The sequence below is a fragment of the Citrobacter sp. wls619 genome, from assembly GCF_005281345.1.
Classification (GTDB): Bacteria; Pseudomonadota; Gammaproteobacteria; order Enterobacterales; family Enterobacteriaceae; genus Citrobacter.
Window position 1 is genome coordinate 19792 of record NZ_SZXJ01000083.1, and the last position, 14279, is coordinate 34070.

Genomic DNA, 14279 nt, shown 5'->3' on the forward strand with positions numbered 1-14279 from the left:
TATTTTCAGCAGACGCCGAAATCGCCTTCTTCAGAATATCGCGTGACATCAGCAGTTTTTAGGGTGTATTTTTCGCCGCTTTCATTGCTGGCTTGTACAGCCACAATTTGTTCATCTTTCACTTCGACAACTTTCAGTTTTGGTCCGCCCATACGCGGTTGCACCAGATCGCCAGGTTTAAACATATTGCGCTCCTTTCTTAATCACAACGCCCACCATAGATCACGTCAATCGGCGGGTACAGTGCTGTTTCTTCTATTACCGCTTAATGAGTACGTCGGTTCCAGGGCATTTTGTCGAGCAGTCGCGCCATCCCGCAGAAGCCAGTTACACCCGCAAGTACCAGCCCCGCACCGACAAAACCGCTGAGTAAGAAGAAGCCGCTGTTAACGGCGTAACCGAGAATGACGCCAAGCAAGGCAAGGCTGCCTGCGGCAATCTGCACCTGACGCATTAGCGGCAACGGTTGTGAGCCATCTTTTGCAACCGGCAGACCTGCCGCTTTCCAGCCGTCGATCCCGCCCTCAAGCAGCCAGACCTGTGCCGGCGCGGCGGCGGCATTCAATTTTGCCGCCGCGTTTTGTGTACGCTTGCCTGACTGGCAGTGAAAAATAATGCGCTCAGCCCGTAAGTTTGCGGGGAGTGAACCCTGCTCGAGGGTGGATAACGGTGCCAGGTGCGCCTCGGGGATATGTTCGTACAGATACTCGTCAGCGTCGCGGATATCAATCAGTTTTGCGCCCTGGGCTAACAGCGCCTGCGCCTCGTGGGGGGAAATCATCCCAATGGTCATAGTGGTTCCTTATGGGCAATACAGTGTTTTTAATGTGGCGATCAGCGAATTCACGGCCGTATTTTTAATGGAGTAAAGGATGCGCTGGGCATCACGCTGGCTGTCTATCAGTCCCTCTTCGCGCATTCTTGCCAGATGCTGAGAGGTGGCCGATGCACTAAGACCAGTAACGCGGGCTAACTCTCCCGCGCTGGTACCCGGTGAGCCACACAGCATGCACAAAATCAGTAACCGTTTTGGATTACTCATCGCTTTGAGCAGGGCGGCAGCCTGTTCTGCGCTGGCCTGCAGTTGTTCGAGTTCAGTCATATATACTTTAGCATTTACTAAGTTAAGTTAATTCTAAAATAAATAGGCATCGTACGCCAGCGTAAAGAGCGTAAAGGAGGGTAAAACAGCAGGGGAAGCCAGGCAGAGTTGGATAAACTCACTAACCTTAGATTTCTAAGAAATGATTATTTTTTTTGCTTGTATGGAGTGTGTATGGGTTTCTGGAGAATCGTTTTTACTATTATTCTGCCTCCGCTTGGCGTGTTGCTGGGGAAAGGATTCGGCTGGGCATTTATCCTCAATATCGTTTTGACACTGTTGGGCTACATTCCAGGCCTTATCCACGCCTTCTGGGTGCAAACGCGTAACTGATAGTCGTCTCCGTAGCGGTGCCATCGCGCCGCTTTCCTTACCGCCTGTTCTCCTCTGCTACACTTTCTGGTGCTGCTTGTTAATCATCGAGGTGAATATGGGACTCTTCAATTTCGTGAAAGATGCGGGTGAAAAACTCTGGGATGCGGTTACCGGAAACCATGACAGCGCCGAGCTGGTGAAAAAAGTGCAGGAGCATCTGAGCAAAACCGGTATTCCAGATGCAGATAAAGTGGACGTCCAGATTACCGAAGGTAAGGCGACCGTTTCTGGCGATGGATTAAGTCAGGAGGCGAAAGAAAAAATCCTGATTGCTGTCGGTAATATCTCCGGTATCGCCAGCGTAGACGATCAGGTTACAACCTCTGCGCCGGCGAGCGAAAGCCAGTTTTATACCGTAAAGTCAGGCGATACGCTGAGCGCGATTGCCAGGCAGGTATACGGTAATGCCAACCTGTACAATAAAATATTCGAAGCCAATAAACCGATGCTAAAAAGCCCGGATAAAATCTACCCCGGGCAGGTTTTGCGTATTCCGCAAGAATAATGCTGTTCAGATCTATTCCGTCAGTAATTTGCCGGACATGGCTTGCTGAATAATGGGAATTGGCGTCAGCAGGTGCTGGCGCATTAACTCGCTGGCGCGGGCGGCATCGCGCGCCAGAATCGCTTCGGTCAGCGTTTGATGCTGGTCGTGCTTATCTTCCAGCATCTCTACCGACAGCACCGTTTTACGCAACCAGATGAAACGGTATCGTGCCGCCAGAGAGAACAGCCGTTCACGCATTTGCAGCAGATATTGCGAACCACAGCCAGCAACAATCGCCGTGTGAAACGCCTGATGGCGCTGATCCCACTCATCAAGCATCTGCTCGCTGGCGTCAACGGCCTCCAGTTTGCTGAGCATATGCGCGCGCGCCAGAATCTCGGCTTCCCAGGCATCGTCCCCACGCGCGATAGCCAGACCCACCAGCATGGCTTCCATATTGGCGCGGGCATCGAAAATATCGAGTAACTCTTGCTCGGACATCGGCGCCACCCGATATCCTTTCTGATTGACCACCGTGACCAGTCGCTCTGCAACCAGTTGCGAAAGCGCTTCGCGCAGTGGCCCAACGCCCAGTTCATAACGTGAAGTCAGCAGGCTCATACGCAGTTTCTCATCAGGCTGATATATACCGCGGATGATATCGTTCTTCAGCCAGCGGTACCCATCAATGGCCGTCGGTTGGGAAATGGCGGTCATGGTCTTACTCCTGAATAAATGTCCCGGCCTGCGCCGGGATCAGATTTAATGCGTATTTTGCAACGGTGTTTTTTGCCACGATAGCAGTTTTTTCCAGCGTGACATAATGGGCACGGTGCAAATAATCCCGATGGCGAGTAGCCCGGTCGACACCACCTCCAGCTGTTGCGCCGGACGGAAGAGCATCACCACTAATACGAAGACAATAAAGGCGATCACCAGCCAGGTAAGCCATGGAAAGAGCCACATTCTCAGTTTAATTTCACCGCCCTGCGCCAGCAGGATTTTGCGCATCCGTAACTGAGAAATAGCAATCACCAGATAGACCAGCAGCGCGATGGCGCCGGAGCTGTCGATCAGAAACTTAAATACTTTGGCCGGCGCGTAATAGTTGACGATAACGGTGAGGAATGCCGCCCCGGTAGAGAGTAGTACTGCCACATACGGCGTTTTGCTGCGGTTTGTTTTACCCATAAAGGCGGGGGCATCGCCACGACGGCTCAGGGAATAGAGCATACGGGATGACGTATATAGCGCGGAGTTCAGGCAACTGGTTACCGACAGCAAAATAACGCAATCCATGATCAGCTTTGCATGCGGAATATGCAGTAACTCCAGCACCGAGCGGTACGACCCAACCTCTTTCAGTCCCGGCATGTTCCACGGGATCAACGCGACCACCACGAAAATGGAGCACAGATAGAAAATTGAGATACGCCAGATAACCGAGTTCGTCGCCCGTACGATGTGTTTATCCGGGGTGTCGGATTCCGCGGCGGCAATGGTGACAATCTCCGCGCCCATAAAGGAAAACATGGTGATTAGCATCGCACTGAGTACTGCGCCAAAACCATTGGGCATAAAGCCGCCCTGATCCCACAGCCGTGAAACGCCGCCGACCTCAGCGTAGGGATAGAAGCCGCTAATCGCCGCGGCGCCGAGGGCGATAAACGCCAGAATGGCAATCACTTTACACAGCGCCAGCCAGAATTCAAACTCGCCGTAATTTTTGACGCTCAGCAAATTACTGCCGGTTAATGCCAGGGTGATAACCAGGGAAAACAGCCAGATAGGCACTCCTGGGATCCATGAATGCAGGATGATGGCCGCAATGTTAGCTTCCAGCGGAATCACCAGCACCCAGAACCACCAGTACAGCCAACCGATGGTATAACCGGCCCATGGCCCGATAGCTTTATCGGCGTAGGTGGAGAAGGAACCCGTATCGGGTGTGGCGACGGCCATTTCGGCCAGCATGCGCATAATCATGACCACCAGTAACCCGGCGAACAGATAGGCCAGCAGCACCGCCGGACCGGCTTCGGCAATCGCCACGCTTGAACCTACAAATAAACTGGCGCCGATAACGCCGGCAATGGACAACATGGTGACGTGGCGTGATTTCAGCCCGCCCCCTAAATCATGTGATTGTGACACTTGCCCCATCTTTAAACCTCGTTATTGTTATTGACGTCGCTTCCTGCACCTTACCCATAGGCCCGGTAAGCGTAGTGCCACCGGGCATCACAACATTGCCGGATGGCAGCGCTTGCGCTTTATCCGGCCTACAATTTCCCGTTTTTATTCGGGGGTTTAACCCTGTTTTGCCTCGGCAAAACACTGAGCAATAATGTCCAGACCCTGACGGATTTGCCCGTCTTCAATGGTGAGTGGAACAAGGATGCGCAGCACGTTGTAGTAAGGCCCGCAGGAGAGCAGGATCAACCCTTTGTCACGTGCACGCGCGACGACGTCGGCCGTCAGTTTGGCATCGGGTCTGGTGTGGTCGCCGTCTTCGAACAACTCGATGGCAATCATTGCGCCCAGCCCGCGAACATCACCAATCTCGCGGTGCGTTTCCGCGATGGCCAGCAGACCATCGCGCAGGGTTTTGCCCAGGTCGTTCGCTTTTTGCAGCAGGTTTTCCTGCTCGAAAATATTCAGCACCGCCAACGCGGCGGCACAGGCAATCGGGTTACCGGCATAGGTACCGCCCAGACCACCCGGTGGGACGGCGTCCATCACCTCGGCACGTCCGGTGACGCCGGCCAGTGGGAAGCCGCCGGCGATGGATTTTGCGAAGGTGGTGAGATCGGGGGCCACACCCATTTGCTCCATCGCAAACAGCGTACCGGTACGCCCTGCGCCGCTCTGCACTTCATCGGCAATCAACATGATCCCGTGTTCGTCACAAATGGCGCGCAGGCGCTGCATAAAGGCCGGAGAGGCGGCGTAAAAACCGCCTTCGCCTTGTACAGGTTCAATGACGATGGCGGCAATATCTTCCGGGGCCGCGTCGTTTTTGAAAATACGGTGGATGCTGGCAATCGCATCGTCATCGCTGATACCGTGCAGCGCGCAAGGGTACAGCGCACGATACACATGACCCGGCATCAGCCCCATGCCAGCAGAGTACGGGTTCACTTTCCCGGTTAATGAGAGGGTGTAGTGGGTACGGCCATGATAGGCACCGCTAAAGGCGATGGTCCCGGTACGTTTGGTGGCCGCGCGGGCGATTTTCACCGCATTTTCCACGGCTTCAGATCCGGTGGTGACCAGCAGGGTTTTCTTGGCGAAATCACCCGGCACTTTCTTGTTCATAATCTCACACAGCTCGAGGTACGGCTCATAGGCCAGCACCTGGAAGCAGGTATGTGACAGTTTTTTCAACTGCGCTTCTACCGCAGAGACAATCTGCGGATGCAGGTGACCGGTATTCAACACCGCAATACCGCCAGCAAAATCGAGGAACTCACGGCCTTCAACGTCCCAAACCCGGCAGTTTTCTGCGCGTTCGGCAAAAATCGGGTGGATCTGTCCTACGCCACGAGGAACGGCGTTACTGCGACGTTGCATGAGTTCTTTATTGGTGCTCATCAGGTGTTCTCCAGTATTTATTTTATTAAAGGCCAATACACATATATTTGATTTCTAAGTAGTCTTCGATGCCGTACTTCGAACCTTCGCGGCCAAGACCGGAGGCTTTAATGCCGCCAAACGGGGCAACTTCATTTGATATGATGCCGGTATTAATCCCGACGATGCCGTACTCCAGCGCTTCACCAACGCGGAATACCCGGCTTAAGTCACGGGCGTAGAAGTAGGCCGCCAGCCCAAACTCGGTGTCGTTGGCCTGGGCAATGACGTCAGCTTCATCTTTAAAGCGAAACAGCGGTGCCAGCGGGCCGAAGGTCTCTTCTTTGGCGACCTTCGCGTTATCAGGCACATCTACCAGAATAGTGGGCTGGAAGAAGTTGCCGCCCAGTGCGTGAGCCTTACCCCCCGCCACGATGCGAGCGCCTTTATCCAGCGCGTCGGCGATGTGTTCCTGCACTTTGGCGACGGCTTTTTCATCGATCAGCGGCCCGGTGGTGACGTCAGGTTGCAGACCGTCGCCGAGGTGCAGCTTGCTTACCGCTTGCTGGAGCTTGTCGGCAAACTGCTCATACACGCCGTCCTGAACATACAGACGGTTGGCACAGACGCAGGTCTGCCCGGCATTACGAAACTTCGATGCCAGCGCACCTTCCACGGCTTTATCGAGATCGGCATCGTCAAAGACGATAAACGGCGCATTGCCGCCCAGTTCGAGTGACACCTTCTTGATATCTTTGGCGCACTGTTGCATTAGCTGGCGTCCAATCTCAGTGGATCCGGTAAACGACAGCTTGCGTACCAGCGGGTTGCCAGTCAGCTCATTACCAACAGCACTGGCTGAACCGGTCACCACGCTGAAAACACCTGCCGGGATCCCGGCGCGATTGGCCAGTTCAGCCAGCGCCAGCGCGGAGTACGGTGTCTGGCTGGCGGGTTTGAGCACCATCGTGCAGCCTGCCGCCAGCGCCGGACCGGCTTTACGGGTGATCATTGCGGAAGGGAAGTTCCACGGTGTGATAGCGGCGGTAACGCCAATCGGCTGTTTGATGACGATCAGACGCTTATCAGCTTGATGGCCGGGAATGGTGTCGCCGTAAATACGTTTGCCCTCTTCGGCAAACCACTCGATAAATGAGGCAGCATAGGTGATTTCGCCTTTGGCCTCAGCCAGCGGTTTACCCTGTTCCAGCGTCATCAGGCGGGCGAGATCGTCCTGATGCTCAATCATCAGATTGAACCAGCGACGCAGGATATTGGCGCGCTCTTTCGCGGTCAGCGCTCGCCATGCGGGCAGGGCGCGATTCGCGGCTTCAATGGCCTCGCGGGTTTCATCTGCTCCCATTTTCGGTACGCTACCCAGTTGCTGACCATTCGCGGGGTTGGTCACCGCGATGGTCTCGCCGCTGTTGGCGTCACGCCAGTGGCCGTTGATCAGTGCCTGCTGGCGAAACAAGGTGGGATCGTTAAGTTGCATGATTGCTTCCTGTCTTAAAAAGGTTAACGGGTGAACGCGGCGTGTAATGTCTCCACGCTACGTGCCGCACGCAGCGTGCGTCCGGGATTACTCTGGTTCTCCAGAAGGGCGTGAACTTTGCTGACGATATGCGCGCCGATAGGGAGAGCTGACGTTGCCGCGGGAGACGGGGCGTTACAGGTGTGAATCGAACGCGGCGTGGTGACAAACAGGAAATCGTCAATCAGCTTGCCGTCCGGCGATACCGCCTGTGCCCGCACACCTGCAGGCCACGGCTGCAGATCTTTCTGCGTCAGGCTCGGGCAATACTTTTGCACCAGCCGCAAATATCCGCTTTTGCACAGCGAGTTTTTCATTTCGCCAAGCCCGGAACGCAGGTTGTTTTGCAGCACGCGGCGGATGCCGGAAGAGCCGAGGATCTCCAGCGTATCGCTGAGCGAGAAGTCGCGTTTACGGTAGCCTTCGCGTTTAAATGCCAGCACGGCGTTCGGACCTACCGTCACGCTGCCGTCTATCATGCGGGTGAGATGCACACCGAGGAATGGCATCGCCGGGTCGGGGATCGGGTAGATCAGATGATTGACTATCTGGTTATGTTCTGACGCCAGGCGGAAGTATTCGCCGCGGAACGGGCAGATGATAAAGCCAGGTTCAACGCCGAGCATTTTCACCAGTCGGTCCGCCATCAGGCCGGAACAGGTAATCAGGGTAGCCCCTTCATATTCCTGACCCTGACGGGTATGGACGATCACGCCCGCAGCATGCTCTTTCAGCGCGCTGACCTCCGCGTTGTAAATAATCTCACCGCCTTTGGCCTGGAAAATCTTCGCCATCGCGGCGGTGACTTCGCGGTAGCTGACTATTCCGCTCGACGGGACAAAAATACCGCCCAGTCCGGTGATGTTCGGCTCACGCTCACGCAGTTCTTCGGCGTTTAACCACTCGCGCTCTAAACCGTTAGCGGCAGTGCGATCCCATAAGGCACGCATCCGCTCCATTTCCAGCGCCGAGGTGGCAACCAGCATTTTTCCGCAAACGTCATAGCGGATGCCGTTTTGGTCGCAAAAAGCTTTGGTGGCGCGATTTCCGGCCAGGCAAAACTGTGCCTTCAGGCTACCGGGAGTGTAATAGACCCCGGCATGAATCACGCCGCTGTTGTGGCCCGTCTGGTGGCAGGCCGGGCTGGACTCTTTCTCCAGCAACGCAATTCTGGCATCCGGGTAGACATCGATCAGCTGCATGGCAGTCGACATGCCGATAATGCCGCCGCCAATAATCACAAAATCATACATCCGCTATTTTCCTTCGCGCTTACTGGTGGGTCTGGTAATGGTGGGTGGCATAGGCGAAATAGCCACGCTGACGCATCAGTTCGCGACGCAGGTCAGGATGCGAGGTGAAGCGGTCGCGACCGTGCAGCCAGAACAGGTTGTTGATCAGCAAGAATTTACCGACCGATACCGGAACGGAAAGAATGTTCTTGCTGGTTTCCAGCGCATCGGACAAATCGCTCAGCCAGACGCCTTCTTCATAATCCTTCGGCTGGACAAACTGGTCGATGTAACGCATGACAGGGCGGCCCAGTTGGTCAACGTCAAACACCGGATGGAATACGTCCTGGCTAACGTTTTTGCTTGGTGGTGCGGCAAAGCGCATGGCACGGCGTGCCAGCGGGTGGGTAAAGTACTGATCCAGATGTTCCCAGTCATCGAGATGCAGCAGCAGCGAGTTACCGCCCGTCATGTTCTGCTCGTCTATCTTCATCATCAGTACATAGTCGGTGATTTCTTCGAGATAGGTACCGTCGTTATGCAGCTCCATGACACGGTGCGGCTGACGAAGATAACTGTCTGAGTTATCGACGTTTTTAACCACGAAGCGCGCATAGTACTGACCGCTCATCGCATCAAAATTTGAGCGCCCGATAAGATGCGCGACGGCTGTTGCCAGTTTGACCATCTCTTCTGCCTGTGCCACGTCATCAACGCCCACGGCATTGATCAGCAGTGCGCCTTCAGCACGATCCAGCAAGGTTTTTAGTAGCAGAGGCTGCAACTGATTGCCGCACAGGGCGTCGAGGATCTGACCCACTTTGAAACGCAAGAAAGATTTGTATTCCAGGGCCTGTACCGGCCATTGCGCGACGGCTTGCAGAAATTGCTCCGTAGTCTCAGCACAGAAAGTCAGCTCCAGTAAGCGTGGCGACTGGGCTGATGGTTTCAGTGTGAAGCCGCTGTAGTGTTGGGCTGGATCTTCAGCGTTCGGTTGTACGGCAGTCAGTGCGTTCATCAGAATCGATCCTCTCAGTAGATTGTCAGGGAGACATGGCGATGCTCGTTTCGTAGCCATAAATTAAAAATATCTACATTTTTGAAAAACGCGCACAGAATGTGCTTTTTGTTTATTATTTGTGATCAAAAGCAACAAATATTTAACATTAGAAAGGGTGAGGTTAAATGAAAAACGCGGGAGATAAGCAGGAGAATGTTATTTAAAAACAGAGGATTAATAGTTCTGCCGCTGCTGGGGCACAGCGGCAGTAAAAAGGTTAGTAACCGACTTTATAAATACGTCCGCTTTGAATGCCTTCCACGCTGCGGCGGTAAGCGTTGGCCACGGTTGCCGCAGGTACGCTTTCAAAGCCAGGGAAGAATCCATCGTAGGCTTCAGCAGATTCACTCAGGACGGTCGGGCTAATCAGGTTAATGCGCAAGCCGCGTCCTAACTCGCAGGCTGCTGCGCGCACAAATCCTTCCAGCCCGGCATTTATGGTCGCCGCATTTGCCCCCTGGGCAATGGGCTCATGGGAGATAATGCCGCTGATAAGCGTAATAGAACCGCCATCATTCAGGTAATGTTGCCCGGTTAAGGCCAGACGCACCTGGCCTAACAACTTATCCTGCAGGCCCTGATTAAATTCACTGTCGGTCATCGTCGATAGCGGGCCAAAGAACAGATTGCCAGTGGCGGAAACAATCGCATCCACGCGTCCTGTTTTTTCAAATAGCGCCTGGACGCTCTCTTGTGAGGTGATATCGACCTGGTAATCACCCTGCGTGCGGCCCACGCGGATCACCTCATGTTTACGGCTCAACGTCTCTGTGACTGCACGACCGACTGTACCGCTGGCACCAATAATGACGATTTTCATAACCACCTCCGCAATAGTGTGAGCCGCTATTCTTTAATGAAAATGAAATCAGATAAACTGGCTAAAAGTTAGATGATTACTAACCAGGGGTTTGCAATATGGATAAGCTGCGCGGCATGGAAACGTTTATCGCGGTGGTGGAAAGTGGAAGCTTTACCGGTGCGGCAACGCGACTGGAGATATCTGCGGTGATGGTGGGGAAATATATCGCCCTGCTGGAGGCGCAGCTTGGTACGCGTCTGCTGGAGCGTAACACTCGCCGTCAGAGTCTTACCGATGCCGGGCGCGTTTACGTTGAAGAAGCGCGTCGGGTGCTGGAGCAGGTCTCAATCGCTGAACGTTCGGTCGAACGGCTCCGGCGGGCTCCGGCGGGTACGCTACGCATCAGCGCGCCAACCTCCTTTGGGGCCTGTGTTGTCTCGCCGCTGGCTGCGGATTTTTTGCAAACCTGGCCAGAAGTACGCATTGAGTTAGATCTGACCAACCGAATGGTGGATCTGGTCGATGAAGGGGTCGATCTGGCAATACGTATTGGGGATATTCATCAGACGGATGTCGTGGCGAAATATCTGGGTCCGTACCGTATGGCTATCTGTGCGTCGCCGGACTATCTTGCCCGACACGGCACACCACGAACGCCAGGAGATCTGGTGGATCATCTGTGTTTGTCGCATACCGTGTGGACGGCACGTAATGAATGGAAACTACCGGGTGTGGCGGGTGAGGTCAGGTGGAAACGTGACGCGATTTTACGCTGTAACGATGGCCACGGCCTGCGTATGGCGGCGGTAGCGGGAGCCGGGCTGCTGTTACAACCGGAAGTTTTGCTGACAGAAGAGCTCGCGAATGGCCGGCTGGTCCGGGTGCTGGAGGGGTTTACGCCGCAACCGCGACCAATTCATTTGTTGTGGCGACAGGATTTGCGCCCACTGCCCAAGCTGACGCAGTTTGTTGAACATGTGCTGGAAGGAACGCAGGGGCTGCGCGGAAAATAAAAGTGCCGGATGGCGTTGCGCTTATCCGGCCTACAACCGAGCCAAATTGTAGGCCGGATAGGGCGCAATAGCGCCGCCATCCGGCAATTCGTTAGCCGATATCCACCTGCGGCTTATTGTTGCGTTTGCGGATCAGGCGCAGTACTGGCGGGATAACGATAACCATGACCGCCATCACCAGCAGGACTTTCGCCACGCCGCTGGCCCACAGAATATCCATGCTGCCATTACTGATGGACAGGGCACGACGCAGGTTCTGCTCCAGCATTTCCCCGAGCACAAATCCGAGAATCAACGGAGACATCGGGAAGTGCATTTTACGCAAAATGTATCCCAGTACGCCGAGACCAACCATCAGTACCAGATCGAAGGTCGTGCTGTGGACGGCATACACACCGACCGCCGAAACCGCCGCAATGGCCGGAACGAGGAACCACAGCGGAATGGTCAGCATGCGGGTAAACAGACCGATTAACGGGATGTTCATCACCAGCAGCATCACGTTGGCAATCAGCAGCGCCGCGATCAGTCCCCAGACGATATCCGGTTGTTCGGTGAACATTGCTGGCCCCGGCGTGATGTTGTACAGCGTCAGCGCACCCATCATGACCGCCGTGGTGCCCGAACCGGGTACGCCGAGCGTCAGCATTGGGATAAACGAGCCACAGGCCGAGGCATTGTTAGCTGCCTCAGGTGCGGCAACACCACGAATGTCCCCCTTCCCAAAGCTGTCGCTGTTACCGCTGAGCTTTTTCTCGGTCATGTAGGTGATCGCACTGGCGATGGTTGCTCCGGCGCCGGGCAGAACGCCGACGAAAAAGCCAATCACCGATGAGCGCAGCGTTGCGCCCACGCACTGCATACCCTCTTTGGCATTGAACAACATGCGGCCCGTTTTACGCACCAGCGTTTGGCCACTGCTGGTATGTTCCAGCATTAATAATATTTCTGAGACAGAGAACAGCCCAATCACTACCACGATAAACTGCACACCGTCGGAGAGATGAACACTGTCAAAGGTGAAGCGATAAACCCCGGTGTTGGCGTCTACGCCGACGGTCGCGAGCCCGAGACCGATAAGCGCTGCCAGAAATGATTTCAGTGGGTTCTGCGCCATCATGCTGCCGAGACAGGCAATAGCGAAGACCATTAAGGCAAAGTATTCTGCAGGACCGAATGACAGCGACCATTGTGCTAACGCCGGGGCAAACAGAATGATGCCGCCGATAGCGATAAGCGAACCGAAGAAAGAACTGACCGCTGAGATAGAAAGCGCCACGCCGCCGCGTCCCTGTTGGGCCATTGGATAGCCGTCAAGGGCGGTCATAATGGCTGCCGCATCGCCAGGAACATTGAGCAGGATAGAGGAGATGCGCCCGCCGTATTCGCAGCCGATATAAACAGTCGCCAACAGGATCAGCGCAGACTCCGCTGGCAGATGCAAAGCGAAGGCCAGCGGCAGCAGGATCGCCACGCCGTTGATTGGCCCCAGACCCGGCAGCAACCCAACGATGGTGCCGACAAAGCAGCCGATCAAGGCGATAACCAGGTTTTCCGGCGTCATCGCCACCGCGAAACCCTGAGAAAGATAAATCCAGGTATCCATCGTTTCTCCGTTAACCCAGCCAGGCGCCGAGTGGTAAGGTGACGTCAAGCAGTCGGTCGAAGGCGTACCACAACAGAATGCCGAGAACCGAACCGGAAATGCCCGCTGCCGGGATGGTTGCGCCGAACAGCATGCCAATCACCACGGTGAGAATGGCAGTGGCAATGGGAAAGCCCAGCCATTCAAACCCCCAGGCGTACATCAACAACACAATCACCATCGTGAGCAGCTTTTGCAGCACGTGGCGGCGAGGCCAACTGATGGTGTCCGGGTGGCGCAACAGCAGCGCGACGGCACACAACAGCATCAAGCTGATAATGCCAAGCGGAAACGGACGTGGCCCGACGGGTTCATAGCTGTATTCGCTGCTGATTTGCCAGGCCACAAACAGCCCGGCTATACAGAGCAACAGCCAGATACCCGCGAAAATACGATCGCTCATCATCTTTGCCCCCGGGCTTATTTCGCAAGGCCGAAGGCTTTTGCCTGCTCACGGTAATCGGTGACCTGTTTCTTCACGTAGTCATCGAGTTGCTTACCGCTCATGTTGAACTCGAACAGGCCACGCAAATCACGCTGCTTTTTAAATTCGTCGGTCTGCTGGAGCTTATTAAAGGCATCAACCCACCACTGGTAATCCGCATCGCTCACTTTTGGCCCAACGTAGAAGCCACGAATAATCGGCCAAACAAGGTCATAACCCTGCTCTTTGGCGGTGGGGACATTGGCTAACTGGCCCGGCAGACGTTCATCAGAGAACACCGCGAGCACGCGGATCTTGTCGCCGCTGAGATAGGGCACCATTTCACTGAGATCGCCGGAAACCACCTGCACGTGATTGCCCATCAACGCGGTCACCGGTTCTCCACCCCCTTCAAAGGCGACATAACGCATTTTGTGCGGGTCGACGTTGGCCTTTTGCGCCAACAGCGCCGACTTCATCCAGTCCTGACTTCCGATAGAGGCGCCTGCGCCAATGACCACGCTGTTGGGATCTTTCTCCATGGCAGTCAGCAGGTCTTTCAGCGTTTTCCAGGGGGAATCACTACGCACGGCAATCATGCCGTAGTCGGTGCCTACGCTCGCCAGCCAGCGCACGTCATCGACGCCATAGCGGCCGAATTTACCTTGTGACAGATTCAGCAGGGAACCGCCGGAGAATGCTACTACGGTTCCGGCTTCGGCAGGACGTTGCGCGACGATAGCGTTATAGGCCACGGCACCCACGCCACCGGGCATATAGGTTACGCGCATCGGTTTTTCGATGGCGCCCGTTTCCATCATGCTCACCTGAATCAGCTTACAGGTGAGGTCGAACCCACCGCCGGGTTTCGCCGGAGCAATGCATTCGGTGCGCGATGGCGCTTGTTCGGCAAAAGTAGAGGTACTCATCAATAAAATGCTTGCAGTAAGGGTACGAAGTAATTGTTTTTTCATTGTTTATCCTCACGCCGGAAAACCGGATTTTCGGGTACGGAAGAAGATTTTTGTGATT

At 54.9% G+C, this 14279-nt stretch carries 16 protein-coding genes; 3 read left to right on the forward strand and 13 right to left on the reverse strand.

Annotated features, from left to right (window positions below; translation table 11 throughout):
• Nucleotides 1-5: 5 nt before the first annotated feature.
• The 3 genes from FDX19_RS16510 to FDX19_RS16520 form a co-directional block, all read right to left on the reverse strand.
• Nucleotides 6-185 carry a hypothetical protein gene (locus FDX19_RS16510; protein ID WP_137383543.1) on the reverse strand — a complete coding sequence of 60 codons (180 nt, stop codon included), beginning with the start codon at nucleotides 183-185 and terminating at the stop codon, nucleotides 6-8.
• Nucleotides 186-265: 80 nt separating this feature from the next.
• Nucleotides 266-793 (reverse strand): rhodanese family protein, encoded by a 528-nt coding sequence (locus FDX19_RS16515; RefSeq protein ID WP_137383544.1) that lies wholly within the window; start codon nucleotides 791-793, stop codon nucleotides 266-268.
• A 9-nt stretch (nucleotides 794-802) separates the two neighbouring features.
• Nucleotides 803-1102 (reverse strand): helix-turn-helix transcriptional regulator, encoded by a 300-nt coding sequence (locus FDX19_RS16520; RefSeq protein WP_137383545.1) that lies wholly within the window; start codon nucleotides 1100-1102, stop codon nucleotides 803-805.
• Between the two features lie 174 nt (nucleotides 1103-1276).
• Between FDX19_RS16520 and FDX19_RS16525 the strand changes: the two genes are divergently transcribed.
• Nucleotides 1277-1435 (forward strand): YqaE/Pmp3 family membrane protein, encoded by a 159-nt coding sequence (locus FDX19_RS16525; protein ID WP_038632951.1) that lies wholly within the window; start codon nucleotides 1277-1279, stop codon nucleotides 1433-1435.
• A 97-nt stretch (nucleotides 1436-1532) separates the two neighbouring features.
• Nucleotides 1533-1982: a peptidoglycan-binding protein LysM gene (gene lysM / locus FDX19_RS16530; RefSeq protein ID WP_137383546.1), complete on the forward strand. Its 450-nt coding sequence runs from the start codon at nucleotides 1533-1535 to the stop codon at nucleotides 1980-1982.
• Between the two features lie 12 nt (nucleotides 1983-1994).
• Here the strand turns inward: lysM and csiR are convergent, their stop codons facing one another.
• The 7 genes from csiR to FDX19_RS16565 form a co-directional block, all read right to left on the reverse strand.
• Nucleotides 1995-2681 carry a DNA-binding transcriptional regulator CsiR gene (gene csiR, locus FDX19_RS16535; protein WP_137383547.1) on the reverse strand — a complete coding sequence of 229 codons (687 nt, stop codon included), beginning with the start codon at nucleotides 2679-2681 and terminating at the stop codon, nucleotides 1995-1997.
• A gap of 45 nt (nucleotides 2682-2726) precedes the next feature.
• Nucleotides 2727-4127, reverse strand: coding sequence for a GABA permease (gabP, locus tag FDX19_RS16540; protein WP_137383548.1), 1401 nt, complete (start codon nucleotides 4125-4127; stop codon nucleotides 2727-2729).
• A gap of 147 nt (nucleotides 4128-4274) precedes the next feature.
• Nucleotides 4275-5558 carry a 4-aminobutyrate--2-oxoglutarate transaminase gene (gabT, locus tag FDX19_RS16545; protein WP_137383549.1) on the reverse strand — a complete coding sequence of 428 codons (1284 nt, stop codon included), beginning with the start codon at nucleotides 5556-5558 and terminating at the stop codon, nucleotides 4275-4277.
• 25 nt (nucleotides 5559-5583) lie between these two features.
• A complete protein-coding gene (gene gabD, locus FDX19_RS16550; protein WP_137383550.1) occupies nucleotides 5584-7032 on the reverse strand; it encodes an NADP-dependent succinate-semialdehyde dehydrogenase in 1449 nt (482 codons plus the stop codon).
• Between the two features lie 23 nt (nucleotides 7033-7055).
• Nucleotides 7056-8324, reverse strand: a complete 1269-nt coding sequence (lhgO, locus tag FDX19_RS16555) for an L-2-hydroxyglutarate oxidase (protein WP_137383551.1) — start codon at nucleotides 8322-8324, stop codon at nucleotides 7056-7058.
• A gap of 19 nt (nucleotides 8325-8343) precedes the next feature.
• On the reverse strand, nucleotides 8344-9321 hold the full coding sequence (gene glaH / locus FDX19_RS16560; RefSeq protein WP_137383552.1) for a glutarate dioxygenase GlaH: 978 nt from the start codon (nucleotides 9319-9321) through the stop codon (nucleotides 8344-8346).
• A gap of 259 nt (nucleotides 9322-9580) precedes the next feature.
• Nucleotides 9581-10183 (reverse strand): short chain dehydrogenase, encoded by a 603-nt coding sequence (locus tag FDX19_RS16565; RefSeq protein ID WP_137383553.1) that lies wholly within the window; start codon nucleotides 10181-10183, stop codon nucleotides 9581-9583.
• Between the two features lie 98 nt (nucleotides 10184-10281).
• Here FDX19_RS16565 and FDX19_RS16570 point away from each other — a divergent pair, with 98 nt between their 5' ends.
• Nucleotides 10282-11178, forward strand: coding sequence for a LysR family transcriptional regulator (locus tag FDX19_RS16570; RefSeq protein ID WP_137383554.1), 897 nt, complete (start codon nucleotides 10282-10284; stop codon nucleotides 11176-11178).
• Between the two features lie 91 nt (nucleotides 11179-11269).
• Here the strand turns inward: FDX19_RS16570 and FDX19_RS16575 are convergent, their stop codons facing one another.
• The 3 genes from FDX19_RS16575 to FDX19_RS16585 are packed head-to-tail and all read right to left on the reverse strand — an operon-like array spanning nucleotide 11270 to nucleotide 14221.
• Complete coding sequence (locus tag FDX19_RS16575) at nucleotides 11270-12784, reverse strand: tripartite tricarboxylate transporter permease (protein ID WP_137383555.1); 1515 nt, start codon at nucleotides 12782-12784, stop codon at nucleotides 11270-11272.
• 10 nt (nucleotides 12785-12794) lie between these two features.
• Entirely contained in the window at nucleotides 12795-13229 is a 435-nt protein-coding gene (locus FDX19_RS16580; protein ID WP_105242189.1) for a tripartite tricarboxylate transporter TctB family protein, read from the reverse strand.
• A gap of 14 nt (nucleotides 13230-13243) precedes the next feature.
• Entirely contained in the window at nucleotides 13244-14221 is a 978-nt protein-coding gene (locus FDX19_RS16585) for a tripartite tricarboxylate transporter substrate binding protein (protein WP_137383556.1), read from the reverse strand.
• Between the last annotated feature and the right edge of the window lie 58 nt (nucleotides 14222-14279).